Source organism: Streptomyces sp. NPDC038135, assembly GCF_055601245.1.
The window spans coordinates 582068-594723 of the sequence record NZ_JBVJXS010000004.1; the positions used below are offsets into that span (position 1 = coordinate 582068).

Below are 12656 nucleotides of genomic sequence, written 5' to 3' on the forward strand. Positions count from 1 at the left end.
CGGTTCCACAGGACCCCGCGCGATACGGCCGGACAGACCGCCTGACGGCCTTCGCCTTCCGACTCCAGCCATCACACCCGACACCCTCCAGAGGACACCCGTGAGCACAGCCGTCCGACCGCCCGTCCCGTACTTCGGCTCGAAGCAGCGTCTCGCTGGCCGTATCGTCACCCTGCTCCCGCCGCACACCCACTACGTCGAACCCTTCGCTGGCGGCCTGTCCGTCCTCCTCGCCAAAACCCCGGCGAAGCAAGAGACCGTCTCCGACCTGGACGGCCAGCTCATGACGTTCTGGCGGATCCTCCGCGACCGCCCCGAGGAACTGATCCGCGCTTGCGCCCTCACCCCGCACTCCCGGGCCGAACACGACGCCGCCTACCAGGACACCCTCGGCGACGAGCTGGAGACCGCCCGTCGCGTCTGGGTACGCCTCACCCAGGGCCGCGGCGGCACCCTCCGTAAGACCGGCTGGCGCCAGTACATCAACCCCGCGGGTACCTCCACGTCGCTGCCGGCCTGCCTGGGCGGCTACGTCGACCGCCTCGCGTCCGCAGCCGAACGACTCCACATGGTGTCGCTGGAAGCCCTGCCCGCCCTCGACCTGATTGCCAAGTACGGGCGGCACGAGCAGGTGCTGCTGTACGTCGACCCGCCCTACCTCGGCTCCACGCGGTCGCACCCGAACTACCGGCACGAGATGCGCGGCGAGGCCGAGCACCAGGAGCTGGCGGCCGCGCTCGCCGACTGTCGGGCTGCCGTTGTCCTGTCCGGCTACCACAGCCCGCTCTACGACGAGCTGTATGCCGGCTGGCATCGGGCCGAGATGACCGCGAGCGCCGGCAACTCCCACCCGGACCGAACCCGCAGTCGGGTGGAAGTGCTGTGGTCCAACCGGCCGCTGAGGAGCCACACGTGCACCGCATGCTGATCGCCGACGCCAGGCGCCTGCCCCTGGCCGGCGACAGCGTCGACCTCGTCGTCACCTCACCGCCGTACTGGCGCAAGCGCGACTACGGCGTCACCGGACAACTCGGCCAGGAGGACACCCCGGCCGGCTACACCGCCGCGCTCGTGGACTGCCTCACCGAGTGGCGGCGCGTCCTCACCCCGACCGGATCGGTCATGCTCAACGTCGGCGACAGCTACTGGAAGCGCGCCCTCGCCGGCATCCCCGGCCGCATCGAAGCCGCCGCCGCCGACGCCGGCTGGCTGCTGCGCAACCGGATCGTGTGGGCGAAGACTCGCGGCAACCCGGACCCTGCGAAGGACCGACTCGCCCCCCGCCACGAGTACGTCCTGCACCTCACCCCGCGCCGCTACCACTACGACCTCACCGGGTACGCCGAGCAGTACGGGCGCGGCGCCAACCCGGGAGACGTCTGGCTGATCGAACCTGAGCGCAGCCTCTCCCCGCACCTCGCCCCGTTCCCAACGGAGCTGGCACGAAGGGCGATCCTCCTCGCCTGCCCCCGCACCGTGTGCACCGAGTGTGGGCACGTAGCGCAGCGGATCACCACACCGTCCGGAGAGCTGGACGCGTCCCGGCCGCAGGCTCGGCGCGCGATGCAGCTTGCCGCCGAGGCAGGGCTGACCGACGCGCACCTCGCGGCGATCCGGGCGACTGGGATCTCCGACGCCGGCAAGGCGCAGCGCACGCAGACCGGTACAGGCCGCAACAGTGCCGAGGTGCAGCAGCTCGCCGCCGAAGCCAAGGCCGTGCTGGGCGGCTACTTCCGTGAATTCACGTTCGGCCCGAAGCGCACGATCGGCTGGACCGACTGCGGGCACGGCGCGCCGCGGCCCGGTCGCGTCCTCGATCCGTTCTCCGGGACCGGCACCACCGGCGTCGCCGCGGCCGAGCTGGACCGCGAGTACATCGGCGCCGACCTCGACCCTCGCTGCCACGCCATCGCCGCCAGCCGAGCCGAGCAGGCTGCGCTCGCCGCGTGACCACGAACGCTACGGCTGGCCCCTGGGCGAATCAGGGGCCAGCCGGGCACCGCGATCCTACTCACCACCTGGAGTCACCAGATGACCAACAGCCTCCGCGACGCCCGCATCGCCGCGCTCATCGCCTTCCTCGCCCTCGCCACCGGCCTGTACCTCGCCGCCCACGGCTCCTGGTGGTGCCTCCTGCCGTTCTACGTCGCGCTGCTCCTCGGCTGGTGCGAGCGCCGTCTCCGCGCCGACCACCGCCGCCAGTTGGCCCGGCATCACCAGGCGCGCCGCGCGGCCGGCATCGAGCAGCACGACCAGCGGGACGCGGCATGAGCGGCCCGTCCTCGGCACCCCAGGGCGAGCACGTGCCCCAGCGGGGCGCCACCTGGGACCGCCCCCGCGTCGAGGTCGTGATCCCCGACGACGCCCCCGACCCCCGACCCGGCCGCGAGGAGCGCCGGGCCCTTGCCTGAGCTGAGCGACGACGGAGGAAGAAGTGACCCAGCCCATGAGCCAGGTACAGGGCCGCTGTCCGGCCTGTCGAGGCGCCAGCCTCTTCCTCGGCAACGGCGGCCACATCACGTGCTCCCGCCTGGACTGCCCCGACCCCACAGCCGTCGATGACCTGCTGCACAGCGGAGCAGCGGCCCCGTCCTCGGCGAACGAGCCCGCGGAGTCCCCGCTGCGCGAGCCGGTCGCCGACGCGCTGAAGGACGCCGACTGCGACCTGCCCATCGAGCAGCGCCACGCGCTCGCCGATGCCGTCCTGGCCGTCCTTGACCCGCACGGCGACACCGCCGCCGCCCTCGAGCGCGGCCACCGCTGCCTGCTTGGGAACCACGACAAGCGGCTCCATGACGCCGAGGAGCAAGTCAAGGCGCTCCAAGCCGCCGAGGCGTACCGGCAAGCCGCCGCCGACACGCTCGTCGGGCGCATGGACGCCATCAGGCAGCAGACGGCCGAGGGCCTGGTCGAAGGGTTCGAGCAGCTGATCCAGCGCGCCGGACGGGCTGAAGCCACCATCGCCCGCGTGCGCGCCGTCCTCGACGACCCGACCGCCCTCGACTGGCGGCAGCGTCTCCGTGCCGCCATCAACCAGCCCAAGGAGCAGTGACCTGTGACCACCTACCCGCACCCTGACGGCGACTTCACCATCCTCGGCCCCGAGGTCTTCACCGACTCCAGCGGCGACGCCATCAGCTGGAAGGGCGAGCAGTACGTCCGCCGCAGCATCGTCAGCCTCGACGACCAGCACCCCAAGGACGGCCCGCTCAGCTACGCCGACGTCTGCGCCGCGTACACCATCGCCACCAACCGGGCCGACGCTGCCGTGGACGAACGGGACGGCGCGTACCGGGAGCGCGCGCACCTCGTCGCCCTGCTCGCCGCGATGACGGACGGCGCGGTCATCGCGGACGCCCCCGACGTTGACGAGCCCGGCTGGCAGATCGTCTACCTCACCCTCGGCGGCCGCCAAGCCTCCTGGCACATCAGCCCGCGGGACGCCGACCTCTTCGGCCACGTCGAGCGCGTCGACCCCCTCGACGTCCGCGCTCTGTGGGACGGCCACACCACCGAGGAGAAGTACGCCGGGATCGCCGCCTGGACGGCCGAGCTCGCCGAGCGGTGCGGGCCGGCGTGCGCCGAGCAGCACACGGAGACCGGGCGCTGCGAGATCGCGAGGAACCGGTGACGCTCTGGCAGCTCGCCCTCGTCCTGGTCGTACAGATCGGCTGCTGGTACCTCGCCGCACACCTCACCGAGCGGCGAGCGGCGAGACGTGAGGCACGCCGCGCCGTCCTCGACCAGAAGCTGAACGAGTCGCTGCGGGTCCTGTTCGAGCAGCGCGAGCAGCAGCCCTAGACGCGACGAAGGGGCGCACCCACGAACCCCCCAGTCCCACGGCACGCCCCAACTCACCGGCGGCCCAACCGTACCGCCCCGCACGCCACATGGAGCGCCAGATGACCACCGCCGCCACCCACCTCCGCACCATCGCCCTCCACTGGACCGACCTCCGTCAAGCCGCCGGCCAGCCCGCCCAGGTCGGCGCGTTCGGCCTCGGCCTCCGCGGCTACCTCGCCCGCCTCGACCAGGCCGACGCCGAGCAGCTCGAGTACGAACGCTGGCAGGCCGCGCACCTCCGCTCCCTCGAGCGGGACCCGCTGCAGCTCGGCGATCGGCCGTCCCCGATCCGCTTCCAAATCCTCGACACCATGCACGCCGTCGAGGCCGCGCTCGTCGCGTGCGCCGACGACATCGCGGCCGCCGCCCAGCGCGCACCGATCCCCATGCCGACTGCGCGCCGGGCCGACTACGGGACGCTGCGGGAGGCGCGCATCGCCCACCAGGAGCGGCAGCGGCAGGAGCACTTGGCGCTCGCCGACCAGCGGGACCCGCGCCGCTGGAAGTTCACCGGGCAGCGGACCGCGCCGTACGCCGCACTGTGGCTGTGCGCCCGTGTCGAGCGCGCGCCCGGCCCATGCAGGCGGCTCACGGAGACGGAGGAGAAGCGCATCGCCAGCGTCGCCGCAGGAGCGGCCGCGCGCGTCGAGCGGGCCCTGGACATCGGGTCGCAGCAGCGGACCCTCGAGGAGCGCTGCGACTGCGGCGGCCGCATCGACATCCACGGCGGCGAGGGCCGGCCGCCCGTGGCGCACTGCACGGGCTGCGGGCGGATCTGGACGGAGGGCGGGGTGATCGCGGCATGAACGACGAGGAGGCCCGGAAGTTCGCGGAGATCCTGCGCGTAGAGCTGTTGCGAGAGCACCCCGAGGTGGCGCACGAGGTGCGACGGATGCGGCGTGGCATGCGGAGCCCGAGTCGGATCTTCCTGAGCAACGAGCGGCGCAGCGACGATGACGTGGCATCCTGAGCGTGGCGGTTCGGAAGTGCTGATGCAGTGTCCGGACAGCGCGGGGACTACGCACCCCGCCCGGACCGCCACCACCCCGTCAGTGCTCCCACTGGTCCGGGCCGCCGCCGCGCCAGTCAAACAGCTCGGCGTGCGCGGCGACGTCCAGCTCGTCCCAGCCCTCGAGGCCCGCGCGCTCCAGGAACACAGCGACGTCGTGCAGCGAGAAGGCGGTCCCGACCATCGCCCCGTCGACGGAGACGCGGCGACCGCCGTTCTCGGCCGGCGGAAGGACGACGACGCGCGCTGTGCTCATGCGCTCCAGCCTTACCCGGGCCGCGAGCGCGCGCACGTCGGGTCACTCCGGCTGGTCTGCTGCCTTCTTGCGGGGGGTGCGGCTGTGGCCGCGCGCGATGCCGCTGACGCGCTCGGGCTTGACGCCGAGGTGCGGCGCCATCTCGGTGTAGGTCATGCCGTCGCGCTCGCGCAGGGTGCGCACGACGTGCTGCCGGCGCTCACGCAGCCAGCTCTGAAGGTCGGGGATGGCGTTGAGCGCCTGGGTGAGAGTGACCGCCTGGTCCAGGCTCTCTGTACCTGCCGCTAGGGCGCTGAGCTGCTCAAACGGTGCGGGTGGCTTGTCCATTGGGCCAGCTTAGTGGGTACCCGCCAAGCAAAGCTAGTGGGTACCCACTTGACATCATTGATGGGTACCCACTAATCTCAAGACATCGCAAGGCACTCACGGGAGGGGCAAGACATGACGATCACCCAGGACACCCAGCAGCCGGCACCCAAGGCAGAGGTCATGAAGGTCCGGCGCGGCGACCTGGTGCTGGTCGAGATGCGGCCCTCCTACACCGTCATCAGCGGCGGCGAGCGGGGCCGCGTCGAGGAGCTCGCCTACCGGCTCATGATCGTCACGAACCTGTACCGCGACGGACGGATCAAGATGGTCAAGGACGCGCGGTCGTTCGGCGACAGCTACCCGCAGCAGTTCGACAAGATGCTGCACCGCACCGGCCAGCACTGGCTGCTCCCCGCCGCCGACTGGAACGTCGAGGCGGCGCAGAAGCTGGCCGCCGAGCACGTCTATCCCAACAGCACCACCCCCCGCGACTTCCCCACCCTGGACGCAGCGCGCGAGGCGCTCGCTCCCGCCCGCGTCGGATACGTCGCCCCGGCCGTCGAGGAGCCCGCGGTCGAGGAGCAGCCGGCGGAGGACGAGGAGACTCCCAGCGAGCGCTACGAGCGCCTGGACGAGGTGCTCCACAGCGTCGGCAGGATCCACCCGAGCGAGCGCACGGAGGAGCAGCGCGAGCAGCTCCGCACCGCCAAGGCGGACATGGATGAGCTGCTCGCCACCCCGCCGGCCGGCTACTCGGTCCCGAAGGCGGCCGCCGACCTCGTCGCGCACGCGCTGGCGAACGGCTGGAAGACGTCCGCTCGGTGGACCGCACCCACCTACGAGGGCGAGCCGTTCCTCAGCGTCCAGGTCGGCCGGCTGGTGCCCGACGAGGAGCGCGAGGAGTACCGCGGGGACCGCTGGGTGTTCAGCCTCACCTGGCACTCGCGTGACTGCGCCCCGGGCAAGGTCCGCCGCTTCGGGCGCATCCTCGGCACGACGCCGGACAACCCTGCCACGCACGAAGTGTCGTCGGTGAAGGCGATCCGCGAGACGATCACGGCGCACCCTGCCGCGGTCGCGGTCGCGGTCGCGGTCGCGGTCGCCGAGAAGCCGCAGCCGACCGCCGCCGAGGAGCCGGCGACGGAGGAGGTCGCAGAGGAGGAGCAGCAGGAGACTGAGGTCGTCAAGGCGCCGTCCATCTCCGCCAGGCAGTCGCTCGGCACCAGCAACGGCGTCGAGGCGTGGCAGCGGGTCATCAACGGCCGCACCTACTGGTTCAACGCGACCCCGTTCGAGATGAAGGTCTTCCGCCTCAGCCTGACCGGTGGCGACCTCGTCCACCACTGGAAGGACGTTCCCGACACCATCGGGGAGTACGACCGCTTTGACCAGTCCACCGCCCCGAAGCCGGGCCAGATCGCGTGGGCGCGCCACTGGGACCCGGGTAGCGACGAGCGGCGCTACGTCACCGCCTGCCGCGCCTGCGGCTCCATCGTCGAGGTCACGAGGGAGCAGCGCATCACCGACCATGCGACCAACGTCTATGGCACGCAGGCCTGCACGGGAAGCGACACGGCCGCGACCCTGAAGGCTGCGATGGTGCGCGACAGCCGGCTGAACCAGGCCGAGCGGAACGCGGAGAGCGTCGTGGGTCACTACCTGCGCTCCTGCCCGGGATTCGACCGCATCACTGGCGAGGACTGCCACCACCCCATCTGTCACGAGCGCCACCTGAAGGGGCTGCAGTGGACGCTTATGGGCTGGCGCGAGGCCGTCGAGGCGCGGCCGGCGCAGGTCGAGGTGAGCAGCGAGGCGCGGCAGCAGGTCGCCGAGGCGCCGAGCGGGGAGCAGGCGGAGGAGACGAGCGAGCCGACGGAGGAACTGTCGGCCGCAGTCGGCGTCTCGAGCGACGCGCCCACCGGATCGTCGGCGGGCAGCTCCCGTCCGGTCCCTTCGCCGCGGTCAGTGCTCCCACTGGTCCGGTCCGCCGCCGCGCCAGTCGATCAGCTCCGCGTGCTGGGCGACGTCCAGCTCGTCCCAGCCCTCCAGGCCTGCGCGCTCGAGGAACACCGCCAGGTCGTGCAGGCTGAATGCGGTCCCGAGCGGCTGCCCGTCGACGTAGACGCGGCGCCCGCCGTTCTGGGCGGGCGGGGAGACGACGACACGGGCTGAAGCCATGGATCCAGCGTCACCGCGGGCGCGGCCGCTCGCATCCGGTGCTACTCCGCCGGATCCTGCGAGGCGTGCCGCACCGCTGTCTTCACGGCCTGCTCCAGCTCGTACCGGTTGACGCCCGCCTCCTGAGCGTGCGCCGTGATCGCGGCCTGCACCGCCTCCGCTGCCTGTCGCCAGCGCCGCCACTGCTCGTCGTACTCCGGGCCGGCCAGCCCAGCCATGCGGGCGCGCTCCATCTCGGCAGTGCGCTCGAGCTCGATCAGGGGTTCGGGGATCTTCACGGCGTGATCCTAGGCCGGGCATGACGGAGCCCCCGCCTCGACCCGCGAGACGGGGGCATGGGCGCGCGCGGGCTAGGGCCGCCACTCCTCGCGGTAGCCGGGCCGGTCCGCGTAGGGCAGCGCGAGCAGGCGCAGCAGCGGAAGCTGAGATGGCGGATAGTTCGAGCAGTCGCCCGCGAGGATCTCATCCGGTAGGTGGCAGCAGCCATGCTCAGCGTCGACCGCCGAGGCGTGCGCCGGGGCGACCTCGATCATCCGCCGCTTGGCGTCGATCTCGCGCAGCACCCGCGCCGGGTCGTACTCCGCAATGTGGTCCTGCGGCGTGTGCGGCTCAGCGACTACGTCCGCCCCGGTGTCGCTGGTCACGCTCCCCATAGACATGTCCACAGTCCACACCGAGCCGTACTCCGCGGCAGCAGCGCGCGCCCACTCCTCGTCGGTGTCGAGTACCTCGCCCAACCACGTCACCAGCTCATCCATCCGACGCCTCCCGCTCCCCTGCCGCCGGACGGTTCCGTCCCGAGCCCTTGTAGCCGCGCAGTAGATCCTGGACGGTCGCCGGCTTGATGCCCAGGCGTGCCGCGATGCCGCGCACCGACTCGTTCTCCTCGTCCTTCAGCCGGCGGGCCAGCACGCCGCGCTCCGCGTTCCAGCGGGCGCTCCGCTCGCGCGTCGCCGCCGTGATCTCGGCCTGCGCGCGAGACCGCGCCTCCGGGTCGGCGATGCGTTCCACGGCGTCAAGAGCCTCGAACACTCGCTGCACCTCCTCGTCGTCTGCCACGCCCGCGCCTTCCTGATCCGGCGGGCCTTTCCCCAGAGGCTGTATGGTGACCGCACAACTGGTGTATGGTCACCATACAGGCCCGGGGGCAACCCTGAGCCATCAAGTACAAAGCCCCCGGCCGGAGTTGCCGCTCCATATGGCCGGGGGTGGACCCACCCCGAAGCGATCAAAGGAGCAGGTCCGCCATGGAGCGTACCGAGCACACCCCGGAGCAGCCCAGCCCCGGCGAGGTCCAGCACGCCAACGGCAACGCGTACAAGGTCATCGCGGCCGGCAGCTACACCGCCCGCATGGCCCGCGACGTCCACCAGGTCCGCATGACCGACGGCCGCGAGTGGACCGTCGGCCAGCCCATCGGCTGGCACGGCACCCCCGCCGCCTGGCTCCCGGCGGTGACCGCATGAGCTACCAGGGCCCCTCCTGCGGTGACTGCGGCGGACAAGGCGGTCACACGGAGACCACGATCAACGGCGACGGCAGCCAGGTCAGCGTCTGGAAGCCCTGCGGCAGCTGCAGTGGACGGGGGCACGCCTGATGGGCTGGTTCAACCGTGACGCGCAGACGACGCGCAGCTACCCGGCCGCCGGAGCATCCGTCACCGGCGACCCGGGCCGGTTCCGCCGCGCGAAGACCACGGGCGCCCGCCGTGCCGCCGCCCAGGGTCAGGCGTGGGAGGACCGCGACCGCGCCCAAGAGTCCGGCCGGCGCTGGTACCGGCCCGCCCGCTGACCCACCCACCGACCGGCCGCCCCCGTAAATCCCCCAGCGGGGGCGGCCACTTCGTCAGCTCCCGGAGGAGCACCGTGAAGACCGAGCGCATCCCGCGCACTCGCATCGTTCCGCACACTGTCGACGGCGACACCGAGCTGATCGAAGAGACCGAGTACATCGAGATCCCTGCCGCACCCCGCGACTGGGACCAGATCGTCAGGGTCGCGATCACAGTGCTGGCCGCCATCCTCCTGATCGCAGCTGTCTCCTGGTCCACGGCCAGCATCGGCTCGCTGCTCAGCAGGATCACGGTCGCCGCCGCCGCGTACGGCGCAGCGTCCGCCTTCGACCTCCTCTGGATCATGGCCACTGCCGCACGATGGGCGCTGCGTACCGACCCGGTCCGCGTGCGCACGGCGATCCGACTCGGCCGGGTCGCCCTCGCCGTCGCCATGGCCGCGATGATCGCGGACGGGTACGTCAGCGACGAGCTGGTGATCGGAGCGGTCGGCGCCTGCGTGTCCGCGCTCGCCAAGGGCGGCACGGAGCTCGCGATGCTCGTGCACGCCAAGCCGCTGGATCCACGCACCCAGCAGTGGCTCACGCAGCGGCGCGCCCGCCTCAACGCTCAGCTCGGCCTGCTCCCTGTCCGCCGCGAGCTCGCCCGCGGCGAAGCTGCCCTCATCGCCGAGCAGCGCCGCCTGGAGGCGCTCAGCGCGGATTCCGGATCCGCGGATCCGGACCAGTCCGGACAGTCCGCGGACGATCCGGATGCCGATCCGCAGCCGCCCGCCGCCGGGCCCATGACCATCAAGGACGCGGTCCGGACCGCGCTGGACTCCGGGATCCGCGAGCAGGATCGCGTCCTGGCTTACGTCCGCAAGGTCGCCGACGCCAACGCGAAGGCGGACACCGTCGGCCGCTACATCCGGCTGGCCGGCTGATGGGCGCGCAGCCGTCGCCCGACGGAGACGAGCTGCGCGCCCGCCACTACCTGCGCCGCCTCGGCGCCCGCCCCTTCGGCCACCAGGAGCCCACCATGTCCATCCCAGAGCCCCGCCGCCCCGTCACCCCGACCCGCGTCATCCCCGCCGGGGCGCCGCTCCCCGCCCGAGCCCCAGAGCCCGGTGAAGCGCCGCCATGGCGCACCCCGCCGCCTCCACCACCGCCGCCCGCGCCCCCCGCACCCATGCCCGTTCCGCCCGATCCGGGCCCGCGGACCGTCGAAGTCCGACACGTTCACCAGGTGCTCCTGGCCAGCCCGGATCCCGATCCGGAGCCCAGTCCGCGCCTGTGGCAGCGACTGTGGGACGCGCTGGTCACCTGGCGGATGCTGGTCGCGATCCTCGCCGCGCTCACCCCGTGGGCGGGCGGCCGCAGTCCGGTCGGGATCTGGGCGCACACCCTGCACCAGGCCCGCACCGAGGCCGGTATCGGCGCCGCCTACGTGATCGCTGGCGTCGCCCTCACCACCGCCTGGGCCCTCGACAAGCGCACCGGCCGCGCCGTGCCCCGCTTCCTCCTCGTCACCGCCCTGCTCGGCGCCCTCGGCGTCTTCGACTGGTTCGACCCGATCCTCGCCCTCACCGGAGTCCACCGCTGATGAACGGCACCACGACCCTGACCCTCGGCGGGCTGCTCGCCGCCCTCATCGTCCTCGTCGCCAACCTGCACCCCTGGTACCGGGGCGGCCGCGAGATGAAGCAGCTCAGCGCCTTCGGCAAGGGCTTCGGCGCCTCAGCGTGCGCCGCGGCCTGCCCCGGCGGGATCCTCGGCTGGGCCCACCACCACACCGGCAGTGTCGCCAACGGCACAGGGGGGCGCGTCAGCAGCCAGGCCACCGGCACCAGCGGCGCGGCCGGGCTCAGCGGCGGGCAGCTCGCCGGCCTGTCCGCGACTGGCGCTGTCGTCGCTGTCCTCGCCGTGTTCCTGGTCAGCCTGGCGTACAAGCAGGCCGGGAAGGCGGACAAGCGGCGCATCGTCGGCGGCGCCTTCGTCGGCAGCGCGTTCCTGCTCACCGCTGGTGTCGCGGGCGCCCTGCAGTGGCTGCCGAGCGCCCTCAACGCAGCAGGGGACAGCGTCGTCGCCGCGTTCCAGGGAGCGGGCATCCTGTGAGCCGCCTCGCCCGCCCCGCCATCCGCCTCGCCGCCGGCAGCTCCGCAGCCACCCGCGCCCTGGGCAACAGGCTCGCCGCCTGGGTCGCGCGCGGCCGCCGCCAGGATCTGACCGGCTGGCGCGCCGCCCTCGGCTGCTGGCTGCGCCTCGCCGCCCTCGTCTTCGGCCTCTACCTGCTGTGGCGGATCGTGCGGGCCGTGCCCTCCCTCATGTGGCTGCTCAGCGCCACCTGGCTGGTCGCAGCCTGGCGAGCCGGGAAGCGCACCCCCGCGCCGGCCGTCGAGGAGGGCTCACCGGCACCCGACGTCGAAGCCGTCCGAACCCTGCTCCTCGAGGCCATGGGAGAGGCCGACGCGGTGCACCTCAGCACGGTCCTCGCCTACCTCCAGGAGAGGGGGCACGGAGAGGGCTGGAAGGTGGCCGACTTGAGGGCCCGTTTGGAGGCCCTGGGCATCCCCGTCCAACCCAAGGTGAAGGCGCCCGGCAGTAAGAGCCCGACGAGGGGCGTCCGGCGCGCCGACCTGACCCCTTCCCCGGCCGCCGCCGAGGAGACATCTACCGCCCCGTCTACCGCCGCCTGACCTGCACGTCTACCGGCGTATCTACCCCGATCTACCGCCCGTCTACGGGCCCATCTACCGGCTGGAGGCCTGTGTTCACCCACGAGATCGTCACCACCTGCGAGGCCCGCCGCGGCATCCTGCGCCGCTCGGTCGTGACCGTGATCGTCACCCCCGTGGAGGCGCACGGCGACGAGGAGCTCGGCCGTATCACGCGTGCCGTCCTCACCGCGATCTACGAGGCATTCCCCCGCGCGTACGTCACCTCGCGGCCGCAGCCGATCACGCTGCCGCACACCCACTGACCCCGGGGCGGCCGCCCGCCTGGCAGCTAGTCGGCCGCCCCGGTCCACCCATCCCGACACGAGACAGGAGCGCCATCATGGCACCCCTCGGATTCCCGAAGCCGATCGAGCCCGACGACCCCCGCCTCCAGGGGCACGAGACGACCTACCAGGCCTCGCGCGGCGGCCACTTCCCCGCCGGGGACAAGCCTGTGCCCGGCACCCCGAAGGAGGAGCAGGAGAGCTGACGCCCTGCCACACTGAGAGAAAGCCCCGCCGTCGCCCCCCGTCGATGGCGGGGCTTTCTCGTGCCCGCGCGCGCCAGAACC

Annotated in this window: 23 protein-coding genes; 18 read left to right on the plus strand and 5 right to left on the minus strand. The window is 72.4% G+C overall.

Annotated features, from left to right (window positions below; all coding sequences use genetic code 11):
* Window positions 1-100 precede the first annotated feature (100 nt).
* The 9 genes from ACZ7JA_RS14345 to ACZ7JA_RS14385 all read left to right on the plus strand — a co-directional run bounded on the left by ACZ7JA_RS14345 (window position 101) and on the right by ACZ7JA_RS14385 (window position 4813).
* A complete protein-coding gene (locus tag ACZ7JA_RS14345; RefSeq protein WP_470808341.1) occupies window positions 101-928 on the plus strand; it encodes a DNA adenine methylase in 828 nt (275 codons plus the stop codon).
* A complete protein-coding gene (locus tag ACZ7JA_RS14350) occupies window positions 922-1950 on the plus strand; it encodes a DNA-methyltransferase (protein WP_470808551.1) in 1029 nt (342 codons plus the stop codon). Before ACZ7JA_RS14345 ends, ACZ7JA_RS14350 begins: the two co-directional genes overlap by 7 nt.
* Before the next feature lie 81 nt (window positions 1951-2031).
* Complete coding sequence (locus tag ACZ7JA_RS14355) at window positions 2032-2271, plus strand: hypothetical protein (RefSeq protein WP_470808344.1); 240 nt, start codon at window positions 2032-2034, stop codon at window positions 2269-2271.
* The gene (locus tag ACZ7JA_RS14360) at window positions 2268-2411 is read left to right on the plus strand and encodes a hypothetical protein (RefSeq protein ID WP_470808346.1); all 144 of its coding nucleotides are present in this window, start codon (window positions 2268-2270) and stop codon (window positions 2409-2411) included. Before ACZ7JA_RS14355 ends, ACZ7JA_RS14360 begins: the two co-directional genes overlap by 4 nt.
* A gap of 35 nt (window positions 2412-2446) precedes the next feature.
* A complete protein-coding gene (locus ACZ7JA_RS14365; RefSeq protein ID WP_470808348.1) occupies window positions 2447-3052 on the plus strand; it encodes a DUF6085 family protein in 606 nt (201 codons plus the stop codon).
* A gap of 3 nt (window positions 3053-3055) precedes the next feature.
* Window positions 3056-3631 (plus strand): hypothetical protein, encoded by a 576-nt coding sequence (locus tag ACZ7JA_RS14370; protein WP_470808350.1) that lies wholly within the window; start codon window positions 3056-3058, stop codon window positions 3629-3631.
* On the plus strand, window positions 3628-3801 hold the full coding sequence (locus ACZ7JA_RS14375) for a hypothetical protein (RefSeq protein WP_470808352.1): 174 nt from the start codon (window positions 3628-3630) through the stop codon (window positions 3799-3801). Before ACZ7JA_RS14370 ends, ACZ7JA_RS14375 begins: the two co-directional genes overlap by 4 nt.
* A 101-nt stretch (window positions 3802-3902) precedes the next feature.
* Entirely contained in the window at window positions 3903-4649 is a 747-nt protein-coding gene (locus ACZ7JA_RS14380; protein ID WP_470808355.1) for a hypothetical protein, read from the plus strand.
* Window positions 4646-4813, plus strand: a complete 168-nt coding sequence (locus tag ACZ7JA_RS14385; RefSeq protein WP_470808357.1) for a hypothetical protein — start codon at window positions 4646-4648, stop codon at window positions 4811-4813. Before ACZ7JA_RS14380 ends, ACZ7JA_RS14385 begins: the two co-directional genes overlap by 4 nt.
* Window positions 4814-4892: 79 nt before the next feature.
* On the opposite strand, the gene ACZ7JA_RS14390 is transcribed toward ACZ7JA_RS14385, so the two are convergent.
* On the minus strand, window positions 4893-5108 hold the full coding sequence (locus tag ACZ7JA_RS14390; RefSeq protein WP_470808359.1) for a hypothetical protein: 216 nt from the start codon (window positions 5106-5108) through the stop codon (window positions 4893-4895).
* 42 nt (window positions 5109-5150) lie between these two features.
* Window positions 5151-5435: a sigma-70 RNA polymerase sigma factor region 4 domain-containing protein gene (locus ACZ7JA_RS14395; protein WP_470808362.1), complete on the minus strand. Its 285-nt coding sequence runs from the start codon at window positions 5433-5435 to the stop codon at window positions 5151-5153.
* 114 nt (window positions 5436-5549) lie between these two features.
* Between ACZ7JA_RS14395 and ACZ7JA_RS14400 the strand changes: the two genes are divergently transcribed.
* Entirely contained in the window at window positions 5550-7589 is a 2040-nt protein-coding gene (locus ACZ7JA_RS14400) for a hypothetical protein (RefSeq protein ID WP_470808364.1), read from the plus strand.
* Window positions 7590-7636: 47 nt separating this feature from the next.
* On the opposite strand, the gene ACZ7JA_RS14405 is transcribed toward ACZ7JA_RS14400, so the two are convergent.
* The 3 genes from ACZ7JA_RS14405 to ACZ7JA_RS14415 all read right to left on the minus strand — a co-directional run bounded on the left by ACZ7JA_RS14405 (window position 7637) and on the right by ACZ7JA_RS14415 (window position 8654).
* Window positions 7637-7873: a hypothetical protein gene (locus tag ACZ7JA_RS14405; RefSeq protein WP_470808367.1), complete on the minus strand. Its 237-nt coding sequence runs from the start codon at window positions 7871-7873 to the stop codon at window positions 7637-7639.
* Between the two features lie 72 nt (window positions 7874-7945).
* Entirely contained in the window at window positions 7946-8341 is a 396-nt protein-coding gene (locus ACZ7JA_RS14410) for a DUF6221 family protein (protein ID WP_470808369.1), read from the minus strand.
* 4 nt (window positions 8342-8345) lie between these two features.
* A complete protein-coding gene (locus tag ACZ7JA_RS14415) occupies window positions 8346-8654 on the minus strand; it encodes a hypothetical protein (protein ID WP_470808371.1) in 309 nt (102 codons plus the stop codon).
* A gap of 188 nt (window positions 8655-8842) precedes the next feature.
* On the opposite strand from ACZ7JA_RS14415, the gene ACZ7JA_RS14420 reads away from it, so the two are divergent.
* The 8 genes from ACZ7JA_RS14420 to ACZ7JA_RS14455 all read left to right on the plus strand — a co-directional run bounded on the left by ACZ7JA_RS14420 (window position 8843) and on the right by ACZ7JA_RS14455 (window position 12575).
* Window positions 8843-9061, plus strand: a complete 219-nt coding sequence (locus ACZ7JA_RS14420; protein WP_470808373.1) for a hypothetical protein — start codon at window positions 8843-8845, stop codon at window positions 9059-9061.
* A gap of 130 nt (window positions 9062-9191) precedes the next feature.
* Window positions 9192-9386, plus strand: coding sequence for a hypothetical protein (locus ACZ7JA_RS14425; RefSeq protein WP_470808375.1), 195 nt, complete (start codon window positions 9192-9194; stop codon window positions 9384-9386).
* A 74-nt stretch (window positions 9387-9460) separates the two neighbouring features.
* The gene (locus ACZ7JA_RS14430) at window positions 9461-10312 is read left to right on the plus strand and encodes a protein transporter Sec31 (protein WP_470808377.1); all 852 of its coding nucleotides are present in this window, start codon (window positions 9461-9463) and stop codon (window positions 10310-10312) included.
* A 302-nt stretch (window positions 10313-10614) separates the two neighbouring features.
* Entirely contained in the window at window positions 10615-10971 is a 357-nt protein-coding gene (locus ACZ7JA_RS14435; RefSeq protein ID WP_470808379.1) for a hypothetical protein, read from the plus strand.
* Window positions 10971-11483, plus strand: a complete 513-nt coding sequence (locus ACZ7JA_RS14440) for a hypothetical protein (protein WP_470808382.1) — start codon at window positions 10971-10973, stop codon at window positions 11481-11483. Before ACZ7JA_RS14435 ends, ACZ7JA_RS14440 begins: the two co-directional genes overlap by 1 nt.
* Window positions 11480-12064: a hypothetical protein gene (locus ACZ7JA_RS14445; RefSeq protein WP_470808385.1), complete on the plus strand. Its 585-nt coding sequence runs from the start codon at window positions 11480-11482 to the stop codon at window positions 12062-12064. The genes ACZ7JA_RS14440 and ACZ7JA_RS14445 overlap by 4 nt, the downstream gene beginning before the upstream one ends.
* 71 nt (window positions 12065-12135) lie before the next feature.
* On the plus strand, window positions 12136-12348 hold the full coding sequence (locus ACZ7JA_RS14450; protein ID WP_470808387.1) for a hypothetical protein: 213 nt from the start codon (window positions 12136-12138) through the stop codon (window positions 12346-12348).
* A 77-nt stretch (window positions 12349-12425) separates the two neighbouring features.
* On the plus strand, window positions 12426-12575 hold the full coding sequence (locus ACZ7JA_RS14455) for a hypothetical protein (protein ID WP_470808389.1): 150 nt from the start codon (window positions 12426-12428) through the stop codon (window positions 12573-12575).
* The last annotated feature ends 81 nt before the right edge of the window (window positions 12576-12656 follow it).